The sequence below is a fragment of the Brenneria corticis genome (assembly GCF_003115855.1).
Lineage (GTDB): Bacteria > Pseudomonadota > Gammaproteobacteria > Enterobacterales > Enterobacteriaceae > Brenneria > Brenneria corticis.
Genome location: NZ_KZ819082.1, coordinates 22427 through 37501 on the forward strand (window position 1 = coordinate 22427; position 15075 = coordinate 37501).

Below are 15075 nucleotides of genomic sequence, written 5' to 3' on the forward strand. Positions count from 1 at the left end.
GATGAAAATGGCCGGATTCAGCCAAAAGAGAGGAATAAAGACAAAGAGAGGTCGTTAGGAATGAAGATGATAAAAAGTGAATGCGCTATGCAAAAGAAAACGCTGTGGGAACGCATTTTTCACGCGCTGGGATTTGAAATTATTGCCCTGCTGATTTGCGCCCCCGTCGGGGCCTGGGTGCTGAATAAGCCGCTATTTGATATCGGGGCGCTGGCGATGTTGTTATCCAGCGTGGCGATGATCTGGAACATGATTTATAACGCGATATTTGACGGGCTTTGGCCCGCCGGCCGGGTTAAACGGCGTCTGCCGCTGCGCATGGCCCATGCGCTGGGATTTGAGGGCGGATTTATTTTTATCGGCCTGCCGCTGGCGGCGTGGATGCTGAATATTACGCTGTGGCAGGCGCTGGCGGTCGAGATCGGTTTTTTCCTGTTCTTTCTGCCTTATACCCTGGCATACAACTGGTGCTACGATATCCTGCGCGGGCGCATTATTCGCCGCCGCGCGATGAACGCCTGCCGCATGTCGGCGCATTCTCGCCTGCGCTGACGCCCGCGCGCCGGCGGATATACGGCCGCAAGCCGCGGCGTCAGCGTTTCTGCCGCCACGTCGCTTTAACTTCCTGATACGCCGGCAGTGACGGCGCGCGCCACAAATACCACGAGGCGACGGTACGGAAGGGCCGACAGCAATGGCTCAGCTCATGCAGCGCCCGCCGGGTCGGCGTTTCCCGCAGCCGGTAAACATAGCGCAGCCCTTGCTTAATCCCCAGATCGTCCAGCGGCATAACGTCGGCGCGTTCAAGGGAGTAAATCAGAAACATTTCTACCGTCCAGCGGCCGATGCCTTTTAGCGCGCAAAGCCGTTCGATAAGGGTTTCGTCATCCATTGTCAGCGCCTGTTCCAGGGTAGGCACCGTTCCGCTAAGCGCGCCCTGCGCAATGGCGCGCAGCGTTTCGGCTTTCCGGGCGGAAAAGCCGCACTGTCTCAGCGTTTCATTGGAATAGCCGGCTATTTGCGCCGCGCTGGGAAAGGTGTGTTCCGTGCCCTGGTGCAGTCGCAGCAGTCTGGCTATCATCGCATCGCCGGCTCTGGCGGTGAGCTGCTGGTAGGCCACGGCGCGAATCAACGCCTCATAGGGTTCCCGGTGCGGCGACGTTTGATGACGGCAGTCGCCGATTTGTGCTATCAGATCGGCCCACCGGTCATTAATCGCGCTGAGATGTTCCCTGGCCTGACGATCATGCTCAAATGTCATAAAGGTGTTTACCTGCCCGATGATAAAATTAAGCGTCAGAAAAACGAGCATAAGCGATTGTAGGGCGATCGGCTATGTTATATGCGGCATCGGGCGGGAGGTGGAATTAAAAAGCAAGATTCGGGCCTGTTGGCGATGTTTTTTCATCTTATGGTGGTTGCCGGCCTGTAATCAGGTTTTGCTACTCTATATTACGCGGGAGGTGAAAAATGAAAACCGGCGATAACCCTCATCAGGATGACGATGCGCGCTGGCTGGCGGTGCTCACGCGCGATAAGGCGGCGGACGGCGGCTTTATTTATGCGGTGAAAACCACCGGCGTGTATTGCTCCCCGTCCTGCGCCTCACGCCGACCGAAGCGTGAAAATGTGCTGTTTTTCGCCTCCGCCGACGAGGCGCAGGCGGCGGGATTCCGCCCCTGCAAACGTTGCCGTCAGGGCAGACTATCGCGGGAGGCGCAGCAGGCGGAACAGATTACCCGCGCCTGCCGGATGATCGAGCAAACCGAGAAGCCTCCGACGCTGCATGCGTTGGCGCAGGCGGTGGGGCTGAGTACCTTTCATTTTCATCGTTTGTTCAAGGCGATAACCGGCGTGACGCCCAGGCAGTATGCCGGCGCCCACCGTCAACGGCAGGTACGCCAGCAGTTGGCGAAAAACGGCGCCGTTACCGCCGTGATATTGGATAACGGCTATAGCGCCGCCGGGCGTTTCTACGCCGCCAGCGATGCGCAACTGGGCATGACGCCGAAAACCTTTCAACATAAAGGACGGGGCATGACGATCTATTTTGCCGTTGGCGCCTGTTCGCTGGGAGATATTCTGGTGGCGGAAAGCGAACGGGGGATTTGCGCCATCCTGTTAGGCGAAGATCCTCAGCAACTGGTCGAGGAGTTGCAGGAGATGTTCGCCAATGCGCAACTGGTGGGCGGGGATGCGGCGTTTGAACGGCGGGTGGCGCAGGTCGTCGGCTTTGTCGATGCGCCGGAAATCGGACTGGCGTTGCCGCTGGATATCCGGGGAACGGCCTTCCAGCAGCGGGTGTGGCAGGCGCTGCGCGATATCCCGATCGGGGAAACTGCCAGCTATAGCGATATCGCCGCCAGGATCGGTTCTCCCGCCGCGGTGCGGGCGGTGGCGGGGGCCTGTGCGGCGAACCGGCTGGCGGTGGCGATCCCCTGCCATCGGGTGGTGCGCCACGACGGTTCGTTGTCGGGCTATCGCTGGGGCGTGGCGCGCAAAAGCGCGCTGTTGAGCAAAGAAGCCCTGGCAAAAGCCGCGGGGGAGCCGGCGCGTCATGAATCTTGATTTATTTGAGCAGGAAGAACCGAGACGCTGGACGGAATCGCTGGCGCCCGGCGCGGTTATCCTGCGGGGATTTGTTCAGCAGCAGGCCGTGGACCTGATGGCGGCGGTCAACGCGGTTGCCGGGCGGGCGCCGTTCCGCCATATGGTGACGCCGGGCGGCTATACCATGTCGGTCGCCATGACCAACTGCGGGCCGCTTGGCTGGGTAACCGATGACTCGGGGTATCGTTACTCTGCCGTCGATCCGCTTAGCGGGCGACGCTGGCCGCGGATGCCGGGAATATTTGCGCAACTGGCGAGAGACGCCGCCCGCGAGGCCGGTTTTGCCGATTTTGAGGCGGATGCCTGCCTGATCAACCGCTACGCCGTGGGCGCCCGCTTATCGCTGCATCAGGATAAGGACGAACATGACTACCGGCAGCCCATCGTCTCTTTCTCTCTGGGGTTAAGCGCGGTGTTTCTGTTTGGCGGCATGAAGCGCGGCGAACGGGTGCGGCGTTTGCCGCTGACGCACGGCGACGTGGTGGTGTGGGGCGGGGAATCGAGGCTGCGTTATCACGGCATTTCGCCGCTGAAAGGCGGGCCGGTGCCGGCAGGCCTGCCGGGGGAGTACCGTTTTAACCTGACGTTTCGCAAAGCCGGGTAGCGGCAAATCTCCGGGGAGCCGGTAGGGCGCGCCCATACCAGGGGAGCGCCATACCGGTCCGCGATTTAACGCCGGTTACTTCTTGCTGAAGTGGATATAGTCGAGCGCATTTTCCGCCGCGATACGGCCTGAATTCAGCGCAAAGCCGAAGGTTCCGCCGCCCAGCAGCAAATCATAGGTGTCGCCGTACATGCCCGCGGCGTCGTTGCCCGTGACGTATAAGCCGGGGATCGCTGCGCCGGTTTTATCGATGGCCTGCATTTTTTCATCGATTTTAACCCCGCCCAGCGTGCCCAATGCGGCCGGTTGCATTCTGACCGCATAGAACGGACCGGTTTTTACCGGGCGCAGGTAATCCATGTTTTTGTTAAACACTTCATCCCGTTTCTGGGCGGCGAACGCGTTGTTCTGTTCGATGGTCGCTTTCAATACGTCGGCATCCACGCCCATGGCTTTCGCCAACCCGTCGATGGTTTTCGACTGGAAGACAAAACCGCGGTTTTTCTGGATCTCTTTATTAAACTCGTTATCGAACTTGGTTAATTTGGTATTGGCGATAACCCATTCGCCAATGGGAACATCAATGCCGTCGTCGACGTAATGCTTGCGGGATTGTTCGTCGAAAATGGAATACATGATGCCGCCGGCCTTCGATAACGCATTCCCGGAGTGCGGCCAGATAATAACGTTGGACTCGTCGGTGAAGCGACGTCCGTGCTGGTCGACCCACAGATAAGGCTGGCGGGCGGCGGCCAACAGATGCGAGTTTGGCGCGTAGTCGGGCAGGCCGGGGCGATAGGCCTGCAATAGGCCCAGGCCGTCCGGTTTGGCGCCGGCGTTCCAGGCCATATTAATCCCGTCGCCGTCTTTACCGACGTTCCCGACCATGATGGTGTCCGGGAAGGCGGCGTATTTTTGCAGCATCTCTTTGTTGTTGGCATAGCCGCCGGTGGCGATGATCACCGCTTTGGTTTCGATCTGGAACTGATGGCCTTCGCTGTCTTCGGCGGTTACGCCAGTCACTTTGCCATCTTTAACGATCAGATCCTTACCCGCGACCTTGACCAGGGTGGTGACATCCATATTTTTGAATTGCTCATGGAATGTCTTGATTAAATGACGTCCGTGGCCGGGGCCGTCGATAACGTGCCAGGTCAACATGCCGCCAGGGCCGCCGGGGCCGATATATTCAAACTTGATGCCTTTGGATTTTACCCACTCGATGGTATCCGCCGAGCGATTGACGAACGCCCGCACCACAAACGGATTCGCCAGCCAGTGGCTGTACTCCATAATGGTTTTGAAGGCCATATCCGGGGTGACGATAATGCCCTGACGTTTTTGCATGGCGCTATTGGCGGCGAAAATACCTTCGGCGAAGTTACCGGTGCCGCCGACAATGGGCTGTTTTTCCAGCAAGACGATTTTGGCGCCTTTCTCCGCGGCGGCCATGGTCGCCGCGGTGCCCGCCGCCCCCGCGCCGATGATGACCACATCCGCGCTTTGGGGGATGGCCGGTTTTGCGCTTTCCGCATGAGCGGCAGACAGCCCCATTACTGATATGCATAGGGCCGCGAGCAGATTTTTTCTGAATCTTTGCATGGTGTCTTCCTTAGAGTCATTAAAACTCCGTGGTAATGGAATGATCCGTCATTTGCTGATTTTTGCTTGTGAATAGGCCTCTTCCGCGGCTTCAAGTACTGCGCCGCTGGTAATGCTGGCGCCGGATACGCCGTCAACGTCGATGCTCTGTTTTTCCGTCATCGCTTTGGCCAGTTCTTTTGCCGCTTCGCCGCCGACTTCCGGCGTTTCATCCGGCGCGTCAATGGTGGATTTGGTTATTTTCCCTTTATCGTCAACGTCAATGGTTACGGTGACATCGCCGCCGAGCCCTGGTTTTGCCGCGGAATAGGTTCCGGCTTTAAAATTGCCTGTATCTTGTGCGACGGCGCTGCCGATGGTTAAAAAAAGGCAAAGAGAGAGCGCACCTGGTGATGTTTTCATATCAACGGTTCCATTTGGTTAGGTTTTATATAAAAGTCATTAGTTATTTACTGCAAAAAAAATAATAATTTTTTCTCTGTTATCTCCCGTGAATAAAGTGATGTCCGTCATCTTCGTTGAGATGCTTGAATATTAAGCAACAAATGGGTAATCCAATGCCGAGTAATAAAAACAGCAGGCTAAAGCTGTTTAAATTAAAGATAACCTCAAATTGGGACAGAAAGCGTAATGCCGGAAAGGTGAGCGCCATACTTACCATTACCGAGATCAGCTGCGTTATGGTCAGCACATTATTGCCGCTATTATAGGTGGAATTGCTCAGATTGCTGAATGCCAGGGTATTTTCCGCGGAGTGCAGCGTCGATATTAATATACCCAGGATGGTGGCGATAATGCCGATCTGCATCATCGACTTTTCCTGCACGGCGAAACTCATGGCAAGAATAAACAACGAGGTAAATCCAGTGGTCGTCATCAACAGTCGGCGGTAACCTATCTGTTTGATTATCGGCTCGAAAAGCACTTTTGACAGTAAGGCTCCGGTGGAAAACAGCAGCAGAATAATACTGGTTTCCACCGGTTTGCAGTCCAGCGTCGTTTGCAACATCAATGAGAGCACCACGGGCGTGGACGACAGCAGCACCCGGGTTAATATTCCGCCGAAGATACCGATGGAGAAGGTTTTTATTTCAAACAGCGCGGCGGGAAACAGGGTCTCTCTTTTGGTGATATCCCGTTTGAAATAAAGAAACGCCAAACCGGTTGCGGACAAACAGAACAGGATGGCGACAGGCGTGGGAATAATGTTTTTAGGCATGGCAGTAAGCGTGAATGCGGCCAGAAACAGCATTAATACCAGCAATACCAGCCCGTAAGGATCGGCCTGTCGCTCCACGCTGACCGCTTCGTCGGGAATATGTTTTTTCGCCAAAAAAAGACAGATAAAAGATAACGGAATATTGGCCATAAAAATAATCCGCCATGAAAACAGATTAACCAGAAAACTGCCTAATACCGGGCCAATCATGGTGCCCAATAAACCGAGCAGGGTAATGCGGTTAAGAAATATCAGTTTCATGGCCTGCGGCGTGGTTCTTAATATCACGGTTCTGATAATAGGCAGCATCAGCGCGCCGCCGATCCCCTGAATAAAACGAAAAACGCTCAGGCTGACAATGGAGTTCGCCGTTACGCACAACAACGACCCCAGCATAAATATGCCGATAGCCAGCAGATAGGTTTTCTTTTCGCCTAAACGCTCAGACAGCCAGCCATTGACCGGTGTGAAAGCCACCACGGTGATGACGTAGGAAATCACGATCATTTCCATACGCAGCACCGGTTGATGCAGGGAGTCGGCGATGGCCGGAATGGCGATATACAGCATGGTGGTATCCAGGGATTGCATAAAAAAAGTGATGGATGCAATCCAGAATAAGACCCATGACGTATTCATCGCCTTAGGCCACCGTCATTTGTCCGGCATAGAGCACGAACATGCGCAACAGGAAAACGCCCAGCAGGCTTAACGCCGCCATCGCCGCGAGACTGCCTCTGCCTGGTTCCCGGTTTTTGCGCATAAAGCTGGCGATTAACGGAACGGCAATCCCCAGCCCGATGATGCCGATCCAGAACACGCCGCCCCAGAAGCCGGTGAGCGCGGTATGCGCCGCCACCGTTTTTTGCCCGCCGCCCAGAATAAGGCCGACAAAGAAGGCGAACAGCAAAAACACTTCGGCGTAGATAACCGGATTCTCTATTTTATGAATAAAGTGCATGGTGGCGGTATTGCCGGAGGCGCTACGGCTGATGGCGTTAGCCAGCATCGCCACCGCAATGCCGGAGGTGGTGCCGGACGCCAGGAACAATACCGGTAACACCGGGTTGTTTAACAGCGGGAACGATTTCAGCGCGGAGAGCAGGAAACCGGTATAGCAGCCGAGCAGCACGGCCAGCACCAGCAGCGTTTTTTCAATCAGCCCGGCTTTACCGGCGATCGCGCCGGTGACCTTTTGCGCCAGCGCGGTGAGCGCCGGGCGACGGATTTTGCTTTCAATCAGGCGGAGTAAAGGATCGCGGTAGAGGTTGATAATCCACAGGGCGATGACCACGAAATAGACCTGAAATAACATCACCCCGAGCGACATGATGGAGGTGGGGCTGTAGAAAACCATCAGGTACCAGAACGTCAGCGGACGGGTGAGGTGAAAAATCAGAATCAGCAGACCGATAATAACGGCCAGCGGGGCGACGATCGCGGTGGATTTTATAATGTTGTTGCCGCCGTTATATTCGGCGGGCACATAGTATTTAATCAATATCGACAGCGACACCATTCCCGCTGAGATGCCCACCAGCAACAGATAAATGGCGATGGGCCAGTCCCATACCAGGGTGTCGAAATGGAAGGCGTTAAGCATTGTCTATTTCTCCCCGTCTGCCCGGTACGCGATAAAGTTGTGGTTCGGTGCCAAGATAGACTTTTGACCGATAGGTTGAGTTGCTCTTGATCATTTTTGAAATATCGCTTTCGGGGTCGTTCAGATCGCCGAACACCAGGGCTTTGGTCGGGCAGATTTCAACGCAGGCGGGCTGTTTCCCCGCGGCCAGGTTGGTTTCCCGGCAAAAGTTGCATTTGTCCGCCGTTTTACTGACCGGATTAATGAAACGCACATGATACGGACAGGCGGCGATGCAGTAGCGGCAACCGACACAGCGTTTATCATTGACGTCGACGATGCCGGTTAACGCGTCTTTAAACGAAGCGCCGGTCGGACATACGGAGACGCAAGGCGGGTTTTCGCAGTGCTGACAGGATTTGCGGAAATATTGCTTGAATGCCCGTGTCTTCCCCTCGGCCGGGAGATCGACGGTTTTAAGTATTTCCAGCCGGGTCACGCCGTCCGGCACGTTGTTGGTGGTTTTACAGGCGCCGATACAGGCATTGCAGCCAATGCAGCGTTGCTCATTGTGCAGCAGACCATATTTGACGGCGGTGGATTTGGCGGTTTTCGCGGGTTCATCCGTGGTCTGCGCCAGCGCCAGACTGGAATTCCCGGTTACAACAATAGCGCTTCCCATGTAAGCGATAAAACGACGACGAGAGAATTCTTCCATAACATAACCTTCACATTGAAACTGCAGCCATTCTGAAAGCGATACCGATCAAAAATCGTCGTGGTAGGTTTTTGGCGGATTCGCGTCATCCAGACGGTAAACGAGACAGTCCTGCGCCATGCAACAAAAACCTATTGGGGAAAGTGGTACCGATTTGGCATCAGAGGTAAATTTTGACTTAAAATATTCCGGTTCCGATAACTTACTTACCCGTAATCCATATTCTTTTTATTGTTTTTATTTGACCATAGGGCCAAGGGTATAGTTGTGCTCTTAGTCACATTTATTTCTTTGTATATCTATATAAAACTCATCTCAATCTATTATAAATAGCGGTTATTTAGATAAGCCGCACGACGGTTCAATTCGATGGGGCTGAATCATCTGCAACATAATGAATCACTTTTTAGCGAATGATTTGTATTTGTATTGGTGTTTGTTAATGCGTTCAACAATAAGGTAATTGATTTGTGACCGGTAAGCGTTTATTTCACTAAATCGAGACCGCGGTCGAAATTTATTTATCCCGTTAAAAGCGTTAGCGCCTTTACGGCGCCAACGTCGATAATAAATATTGCAAAGATGTTAATTCGCCATCAGGGTTTCAGATGTTTATCGAGAAAACGGATAGTGATTTGCATGATATCCGGCTGAAGCCAATGCGGGCCGCCGTGTACCGCTCCCTTGACGATATAATAGCTGGAGGCGATGTTTTCCTCGGTCAGCGCCTGGTGTAGCCGCGCGGTTTGCCGTGGCGAAACAATCACATCATCCGCGCCGTGCATAATCAGGAACGGCGGCGTGGCGCTACTGATGTAGTTAATCGGATTGGCCGCCGCCGCCCTGTCCGGATTGCTGGTGATGGCGCCGCCCTCATCGAATACGGCGGTTCCGTTAACCCACATGGCTTCGGTCGCCGAGGCGGAGGTGTGCTTTTGGACAATGCTGTCCGCCAGCCCTTCGCCGACCAACGTAAGATCGGACAAGCCGTAGAAATCGATCACCGCCTGGACCTGGCTGCTTTGATCGAGGTTTTCGCCTTTATCAAACTGCGTGACGCCGTTCGTCGTACCGGCGAACGCCGCCAGATAGCCGCCGGCGGAAGAGCCGAAAACGGCGACGCGACCGCCGTCGATGCCGAACTTCTCGGTATTGGCGCGCAGATAGCGAATCGCGGATTTCACATCTTCCAGCGGCGAGGGGAAAAGCACCACGGGGGCGACGCGGTATTCCATGCTGGCGACCACATAGCCGGCCTCGGCGATTTTGAGACGCTGTTGCAGGTAGTTGTCTTTGTTGGCATGAATAAAGCCGCCCCCGGTAATATACAACACCACGGGCAGCGGTTTTTTCGCCTCAGGCTGCAGGATATCCATTTTCAGCGCCACGTTGGGAAAGCCGCGGCTCGGAACCTGGGAAAACACGACATCGGAAATCAGTTTTACCGCCGGGACGGCGGCGGGATTAACGGTCAGCTCTTGCGTAGCGGAGGCAGCCGCCGCCGTATTGCTCAAGCAGGAGACGCCGACCATCAGTGCGGCCAGCAATATTTTTTTAGCGTTCGGGTGGATCATGATTTGGTCTAATCCTGTGGTTGGTCGCGGCGGAAAGCGAAACAATATCGCCGGATAGTGGTTATCAACGATATGTAATTGATATAAAATTTATTTTATATTGCTAATTTAATCAGTTGGGCAGGAAAGTAAGTGTGCATTCCATCACATTTGTTTTTTCGCATATCCATATAATTGTTATCTTAATATATTATAAATAATTCATAGCGCATGATTAGTATAAAAAGAGTTATCTATTATCAGGAACTCATCAGGGTCGGGAGTTTTACCAAAGCGGCGAAAGCGCTGAATATATCGCAGGCATTTCTCTCTCAGGAGATAGCCAGATTAGAGCTTGAAACCCAGAGAAAGCTGATAAACCGCACTACCCGGCAGTTTTCCCTTACGCCGTTCGGCCGGCTTTTCGCCAAAAAAATTCGTCCGTTGATTAAAGAGCATTATGAGCTGGAGCAGTTTGTCAGCAGCTATGAGGAAAGCTCCGAGGGCGCCCTGCTGGTGGGCGTCATTCCGATTTTCAACCGCCTGGACTACTACAACGTTTTTAGCCTGTTTCAGAAAAACTATCCCAATATAGAAATCTCGTTTATTGATGGGGTAAGTACCCACTTACTGGAAAAGGTGCGCAATACCGAAATTCATATTTCTTTCTCCACCCCTTTTGACGAGTATCTGAACGATCCGCTGTTCAATCATTCGGTTTTTCTGGTGGATGACATCGTGGTGGTCATGGCCGCGTCGCATCCGTTAGCCGAATCCACCACGTTAAACCTGACGCGCTTGGCGAATAATAAATTGATCGTGCCGCAGAAAGGGACCGGCGAGCATGCGATGGTCTCCGAGACGTTTACCAAATTGGGCATCAATCCCTGCTATTTTCGCGAGTGCAGCAATATCGACATCATTATGGATCTGGTGATGAACCAGTCCGGCGTGGTATTCCTTTGTTCTTCCGTCGCCAAAAGCCTGGAGGGATATGACATCGCCATCGTTCCGCTGGAAGAGCAACTGAAAAGAACCTTTGCGGTAAGTTACCTGAAACGCAGCATCAACATACCGATGGTGCGTCTATTTGTGGATTTTCTGGAAAAACACGACGATTCCTTTAAATTGCCAAACGATTAACTTCATGTGTTAACTCACTTTTACCGTAAATAAGCGGGTAATGACCGCTGTTTTTGCGCGTCCGTTTTCGTTAGCCCGCCGTCGTCCGCCATTCATACTCCCGATGACATAAGTGTGAAGTGACTCAATTTATCTCCCTTTATATACTTGTATGGTAGTTGATGCAGAGGGCGTTAGCGATCATCAGTAGAGAAGGATAGGTAAAGTGAAAATTGTCAGCGCAGAAGTATTTGTGACTTGCCCGGGGCGTAACTTCGTCACCTTGAAAATTACCACGGACAGCGGAGTGACCGGTATCGGCGATGCGACGCTCAACGGTCGTGAACTGTCGGTCGCTTCTTATCTACAGGATCATATTTGCCCGCAATTGATTGGGCGTGATGCGCAACAGATTGAAGATATCTGGCAGTATTTTTATAAAGGCGCCTATTGGCGTCGCGGTCCGGTGACCATGTCGGCGATTTCAGCCGTGGATATGGCGCTGTGGGATATCAAAGGCAAAGCGGCCAATATGCCGCTTTATCAACTGCTGGGCGGCGCATCGCGCACCGGCGTGATGGTTTATTGCCATACCACCGGCCGTACCATCGATGAAGTGCTGGATGATTACGCCAAACACCGCGATATGGGATTTAAAGCGATTCGCGTGCAGTGCGGCGTGCCCGGCATGGAAACCACCTACGGGATGGCGAAAGGCAAAGGCCTGGCCTATGAGCCGGCGACCAAGGGCAACTGGCCGGAAGAGCAACTGTGGTCGACGGAAAAATATCTCGATTTCACCCCGAAACTGTTTGCGGCGGTGCGTGACAAATTTGGCTTCGCGGAACATCTGCTGCACGACATGCATCATCGCCTGACGCCGATAGAGGCCGCGCGCTTCGGCAAGAGCATCGAAGATTACCGCCTGTTCTGGATGGAAGATCCCACCCCCGCGGAAAACCAGGAGTGTTTCCGCCTGATTCGTCAGCATACGGTTACGCCGATTGCCGTCGGGGAAGTCTTTAACAGCATTTGGGACTGCAAGCAGCTGATCGAAGAGCAGCTAATCGACTATATCCGCACCACCATTACCCATACGGGCGGCATTACCGGTATGCGGCGGATCGCCGACTTTGCTTCTTTATACCAGGTGCGCACCGGCTCGCACGGCCCGTCCGATCTATCGCCGATTTGCATGGCGGCGGCGCTGCATTTCGATCTCTGGGTGCCCAACTTCGGCGTACAGGAATATATGGGCTATTCCGAGCAGATGCTGGAAGTGTTCCCCCATAGCTGGGTGTTTGACAAAGGGTATATGCACCCCGGCGACAAACCGGGACTGGGCATCGAGTTTGATGAAAAGCTGGCCGCCAAATACCCCTATGAACCCGCCTATCTGCCGGTCGCGCGCCTGGAAGACGGCACACTGTGGAATTGGTAAAGGAACCTGTTATGAAAAGCGTGGTGATAAAACAGCCGAATGAGCTGGCGATCGAGGAACGAGACGTGCCTCGACCGGCCAAAGGCGATGTCAGGGTTAAGGTGGCGTTGGCCGGAATTTGCGGTTCGGATAGCCATATTTATCGCGGTCACAATCCTTTCGCCAAATACCCGCGGGTGATCGGCCATGAGTTTTTTGGCGTCATTGACGCCGTCGGCGAGGGCGTGGATGCCTCGCGTATCGGTGAAAGAGTGTCCGTTGATCCCGTGGTCAGCTGCGGACACTGTTACCCCTGTTCCGTCGGCAAACCAAACGTCTGTACGTCTTTGGTGGTGCTGGGCGTGCATCGCGACGGCGGGTTTAGCGAGTACAGCGTGGTGCCGGCTAAAAATGCGTATCCTATTCCGGATGATATAGCGGATGAATTTGCGGTCATGGTGGAGCCTTTCACCATTTCCGCCAACGTCGCCGCCCAGGTTAAACCAACGCAACGGGATATTGCCCTGATTTACGGCGCCGGGCCGATGGGGCTGACCTCCGTTCAGGTGTTAAAAGGGGTTTATCAGGTAAAAGAGGTTATCGTCGTCGATCGCATCCCCGAACGTTTGGCCATGGCGCAGCGTTGCGGGGCGGATAAGGTGATTAATAACGCTTCACTGTCATTAAAAGATGAATTGGACAAGCTGAATATCAAACCCACATTGATTATTGATGCGGCCTGTCATCCGTCAATTTTATCAGAGGCGATAGCCATAGCCTCACCCGCCGCCCGCATCGCGATTATGGGCTTTTCCAGCGACCCCTGTCAGATAACCCAACAGGGTATTACCAGCAAAGAGCTTTCTATTTTCTCTTCAAGGCTTAATGCGAATAAATTTCCGCTGGTTATTGAATGGCTGCAAAAGAAAAAGATCGACCCGTTAAAATTAATCACCCACCGATTTGATTATCAACAGGTGGTGGCAGCGATTGATATATTCGAAAAGGATCAAAAAAGCTGTTGCAAGGTATTACTGAAGTTCAATCAGTAATCGGGTTAATAACTATCTGTGCCTGCTGAGAATATGATTTATTTAAAAGGGGATAACGACTGAACCATACAATAGCGGCAGTTTTATTCTAATAATTATCTTCCTCTGTATCGCCCTAAGCCTTATTTGCCAAGGCTTGGACATGGTGTCGCACAATTTAACGTTATTGTGCGGCGGTGCTATGCGCATAACTACAAACCGTAGAGAGTATAAAGATGAACGACAAACAAATAGATCCCGGGCAGAATAATAAGCCTGTGCGGAGTACGACCGACCTGGTAAAAGCGGCCGTATCCGGATGGTTGGGCACTGCTTTGGAATTTATGGATTTTCAGTTGTACTCGTTAGGCGCCGCGTTGGTGTTTCATGAAATATTTTTTCCAGAGCAGTCGGCCGCCATGGCGTTAATTCTGGCCATGGGAACATACGGCGCGGGCTATGTGGCGCGTATTGTCGGCGCCTTTATCTTCGGCAGAATGGGGGATGCGGTAGGCAGAAAGAAAGTGCTGTTTATTACCATCACCATGATGGGGATCTGTACGACGTTAATCGGTGTGTTACCCACCTACGCCCAGATCGGTATTTTTGCGCCGATCCTGCTGGTGACATTGCGTATCGTTCAGGGGTTGGGCGCGGGCGCGGAGATATCCGGCGCCGGGACGATGCTGGCCGAATATGCGCCAAAGGGTAAGCGCGGCATTATTTCCTCCCTGGTGGCGATGGGCACCAACTGCGGGACGCTCAGCGCGACGGCGATATGGGCCGTCATGTTCTTTGCCCTCGACAGAGAAGAATTATTGGCGTGGGGTTGGCGTATTCCTTTCCTGGCCAGCGTCGTGGTTATGCTGTTTGCCATCTGGCTGCGGTTGAACCTGAAAGAGAGCCCGGTGTTTGAAAAAGTGAATAACGAGGCTGCCGAAGATCATTCATTGTCAAATATTGTTAGCGCGCAAAATGAACAGAAATCCCTATTGGAGATGTTTAACAGCAAGTCCTTCTGGCTGGCAACCGGATTACGGTTCGGGCAAGCCGGCAATTCGGGGCTGATTCAGACATTCCTGGCGGGATATTTGGTACAGACGCTGCTATTCGATAAATATATTCCCACCGACGCACTGATGATCAGCTCTATTATCGGCTTTATCACCATACCATTACTGGGCTGGCTCTCCGATAAAATCGGGCGTCGTACGCCTTATATTATTCTCAATATCTCGGCGATTTTGTTGGCGTATCCGATGCTCTCAATTATCGTGGATAAAAATACCGACGTTAATATCATTATTACCTGCATTATCGTTATTCATAACTTCGCCGTATTGGGCTTGTTCGCGCTGGAAAATATCACCATGGCGGAAATTTTCGGCGCGCGTAATCGTTTCACTCAAATGGCTATTTCCAAAGAGACCGGCGGTTTGGTCGCCGTTGGATTCGGTCCCGTCCTGGCCGGTATTTTCTGCAATATCACCGGCTCATGGTGGCCGATTGCGGTGATGGTCATCGTCTATTCGCTGATAGGGTTGTTCTCGGCCATTTGCATGCCTGAAGTAAAAGATCGTGATTTGGACGAGTTGGAAGACGCGGCGTAACGCC

The 15075-nt window shown here is 53.2% G+C and carries 14 protein-coding genes; 7 read left to right on the forward strand and 7 right to left on the reverse strand.

The window, feature by feature from the left end; all coding sequences use genetic code 11:
* The first annotated feature begins 87 nt into the window (after positions 1-87).
* Positions 88-552: a multidrug/biocide efflux PACE transporter gene (locus DDT56_RS13830; RefSeq protein WP_136167027.1), complete on the forward strand. Its 465-nt coding sequence runs from the start codon at positions 88-90 to the stop codon at positions 550-552.
* 40 nt (positions 553-592) lie between these two features.
* Here DDT56_RS13830 and DDT56_RS13835 read toward each other — a convergent pair whose 3' ends face one another.
* Positions 593-1261: a DNA-3-methyladenine glycosylase family protein gene (locus DDT56_RS13835; RefSeq protein ID WP_136167028.1), complete on the reverse strand. Its 669-nt coding sequence runs from the start codon at positions 1259-1261 to the stop codon at positions 593-595.
* Between the two features lie 209 nt (positions 1262-1470).
* Here DDT56_RS13835 and ada point away from each other — a divergent pair, with 209 nt between their 5' ends.
* Positions 1471-2568 carry a bifunctional DNA-binding transcriptional regulator/O6-methylguanine-DNA methyltransferase Ada gene (gene ada / locus DDT56_RS13840; RefSeq protein WP_136167029.1) on the forward strand — a complete coding sequence of 366 codons (1098 nt, stop codon included), beginning with the start codon at positions 1471-1473 and terminating at the stop codon, positions 2566-2568.
* Positions 2558-3214: a DNA oxidative demethylase AlkB gene (alkB, locus tag DDT56_RS13845; RefSeq protein WP_136167030.1), complete on the forward strand. Its 657-nt coding sequence runs from the start codon at positions 2558-2560 to the stop codon at positions 3212-3214. Before ada ends, alkB begins: the two co-directional genes overlap by 11 nt.
* A gap of 75 nt (positions 3215-3289) precedes the next feature.
* Here alkB and DDT56_RS13850 read toward each other — a convergent pair whose 3' ends face one another.
* From DDT56_RS13850 to DDT56_RS13875, 6 genes are all read right to left on the reverse strand, one after another.
* Positions 3290-4816, reverse strand: a complete 1527-nt coding sequence (locus tag DDT56_RS13850; RefSeq protein ID WP_136167031.1) for an FAD-dependent oxidoreductase — start codon at positions 4814-4816, stop codon at positions 3290-3292.
* 48 nt (positions 4817-4864) lie between these two features.
* The gene (locus tag DDT56_RS13855; protein WP_136167032.1) at positions 4865-5218 is read right to left on the reverse strand and encodes an FMN-binding protein; all 354 of its coding nucleotides are present in this window, start codon (positions 5216-5218) and stop codon (positions 4865-4867) included.
* 79 nt (positions 5219-5297) lie between these two features.
* The gene (locus DDT56_RS13860) at positions 5298-6674 is read right to left on the reverse strand and encodes an MFS transporter (protein WP_136167033.1); all 1377 of its coding nucleotides are present in this window, start codon (positions 6672-6674) and stop codon (positions 5298-5300) included.
* A gap of 4 nt (positions 6675-6678) precedes the next feature.
* Entirely contained in the window at positions 6679-7638 is a 960-nt protein-coding gene (gene nrfD, locus DDT56_RS13865) for a cytochrome c nitrite reductase subunit NrfD (RefSeq protein ID WP_136167034.1), read from the reverse strand.
* Positions 7631-8335, reverse strand: a complete 705-nt coding sequence (locus tag DDT56_RS13870; protein WP_136167035.1) for a 4Fe-4S dicluster domain-containing protein — start codon at positions 8333-8335, stop codon at positions 7631-7633. The genes nrfD and DDT56_RS13870 overlap by 8 nt, the downstream gene beginning before the upstream one ends.
* A gap of 596 nt (positions 8336-8931) precedes the next feature.
* On the reverse strand, positions 8932-9909 hold the full coding sequence (locus DDT56_RS13875) for an alpha/beta hydrolase (protein WP_136167036.1): 978 nt from the start codon (positions 9907-9909) through the stop codon (positions 8932-8934).
* Between the two features lie 210 nt (positions 9910-10119).
* Here DDT56_RS13875 and DDT56_RS13880 point away from each other — a divergent pair, with 210 nt between their 5' ends.
* The 4 genes from DDT56_RS13880 (at position 10120) to DDT56_RS13895 (ending at position 15071) form a co-directional block, all read left to right on the forward strand.
* Complete coding sequence (locus tag DDT56_RS13880) at positions 10120-11031, forward strand: LysR family transcriptional regulator (protein ID WP_136167037.1); 912 nt, start codon at positions 10120-10122, stop codon at positions 11029-11031.
* A 205-nt stretch (positions 11032-11236) separates the two neighbouring features.
* A complete protein-coding gene (manD, locus tag DDT56_RS13885) occupies positions 11237-12451 on the forward strand; it encodes a D-mannonate dehydratase ManD (RefSeq protein ID WP_136167038.1) in 1215 nt (404 codons plus the stop codon).
* Positions 12452-12462: 11 nt separating this feature from the next.
* On the forward strand, positions 12463-13482 hold the full coding sequence (locus tag DDT56_RS13890) for a Zn-dependent oxidoreductase (protein ID WP_136167039.1): 1020 nt from the start codon (positions 12463-12465) through the stop codon (positions 13480-13482).
* Between the two features lie 215 nt (positions 13483-13697).
* Positions 13698-15071: an MFS transporter gene (locus DDT56_RS13895; RefSeq protein ID WP_136167040.1), complete on the forward strand. Its 1374-nt coding sequence runs from the start codon at positions 13698-13700 to the stop codon at positions 15069-15071.
* The last annotated feature ends 4 nt before the right edge of the window (positions 15072-15075 follow it).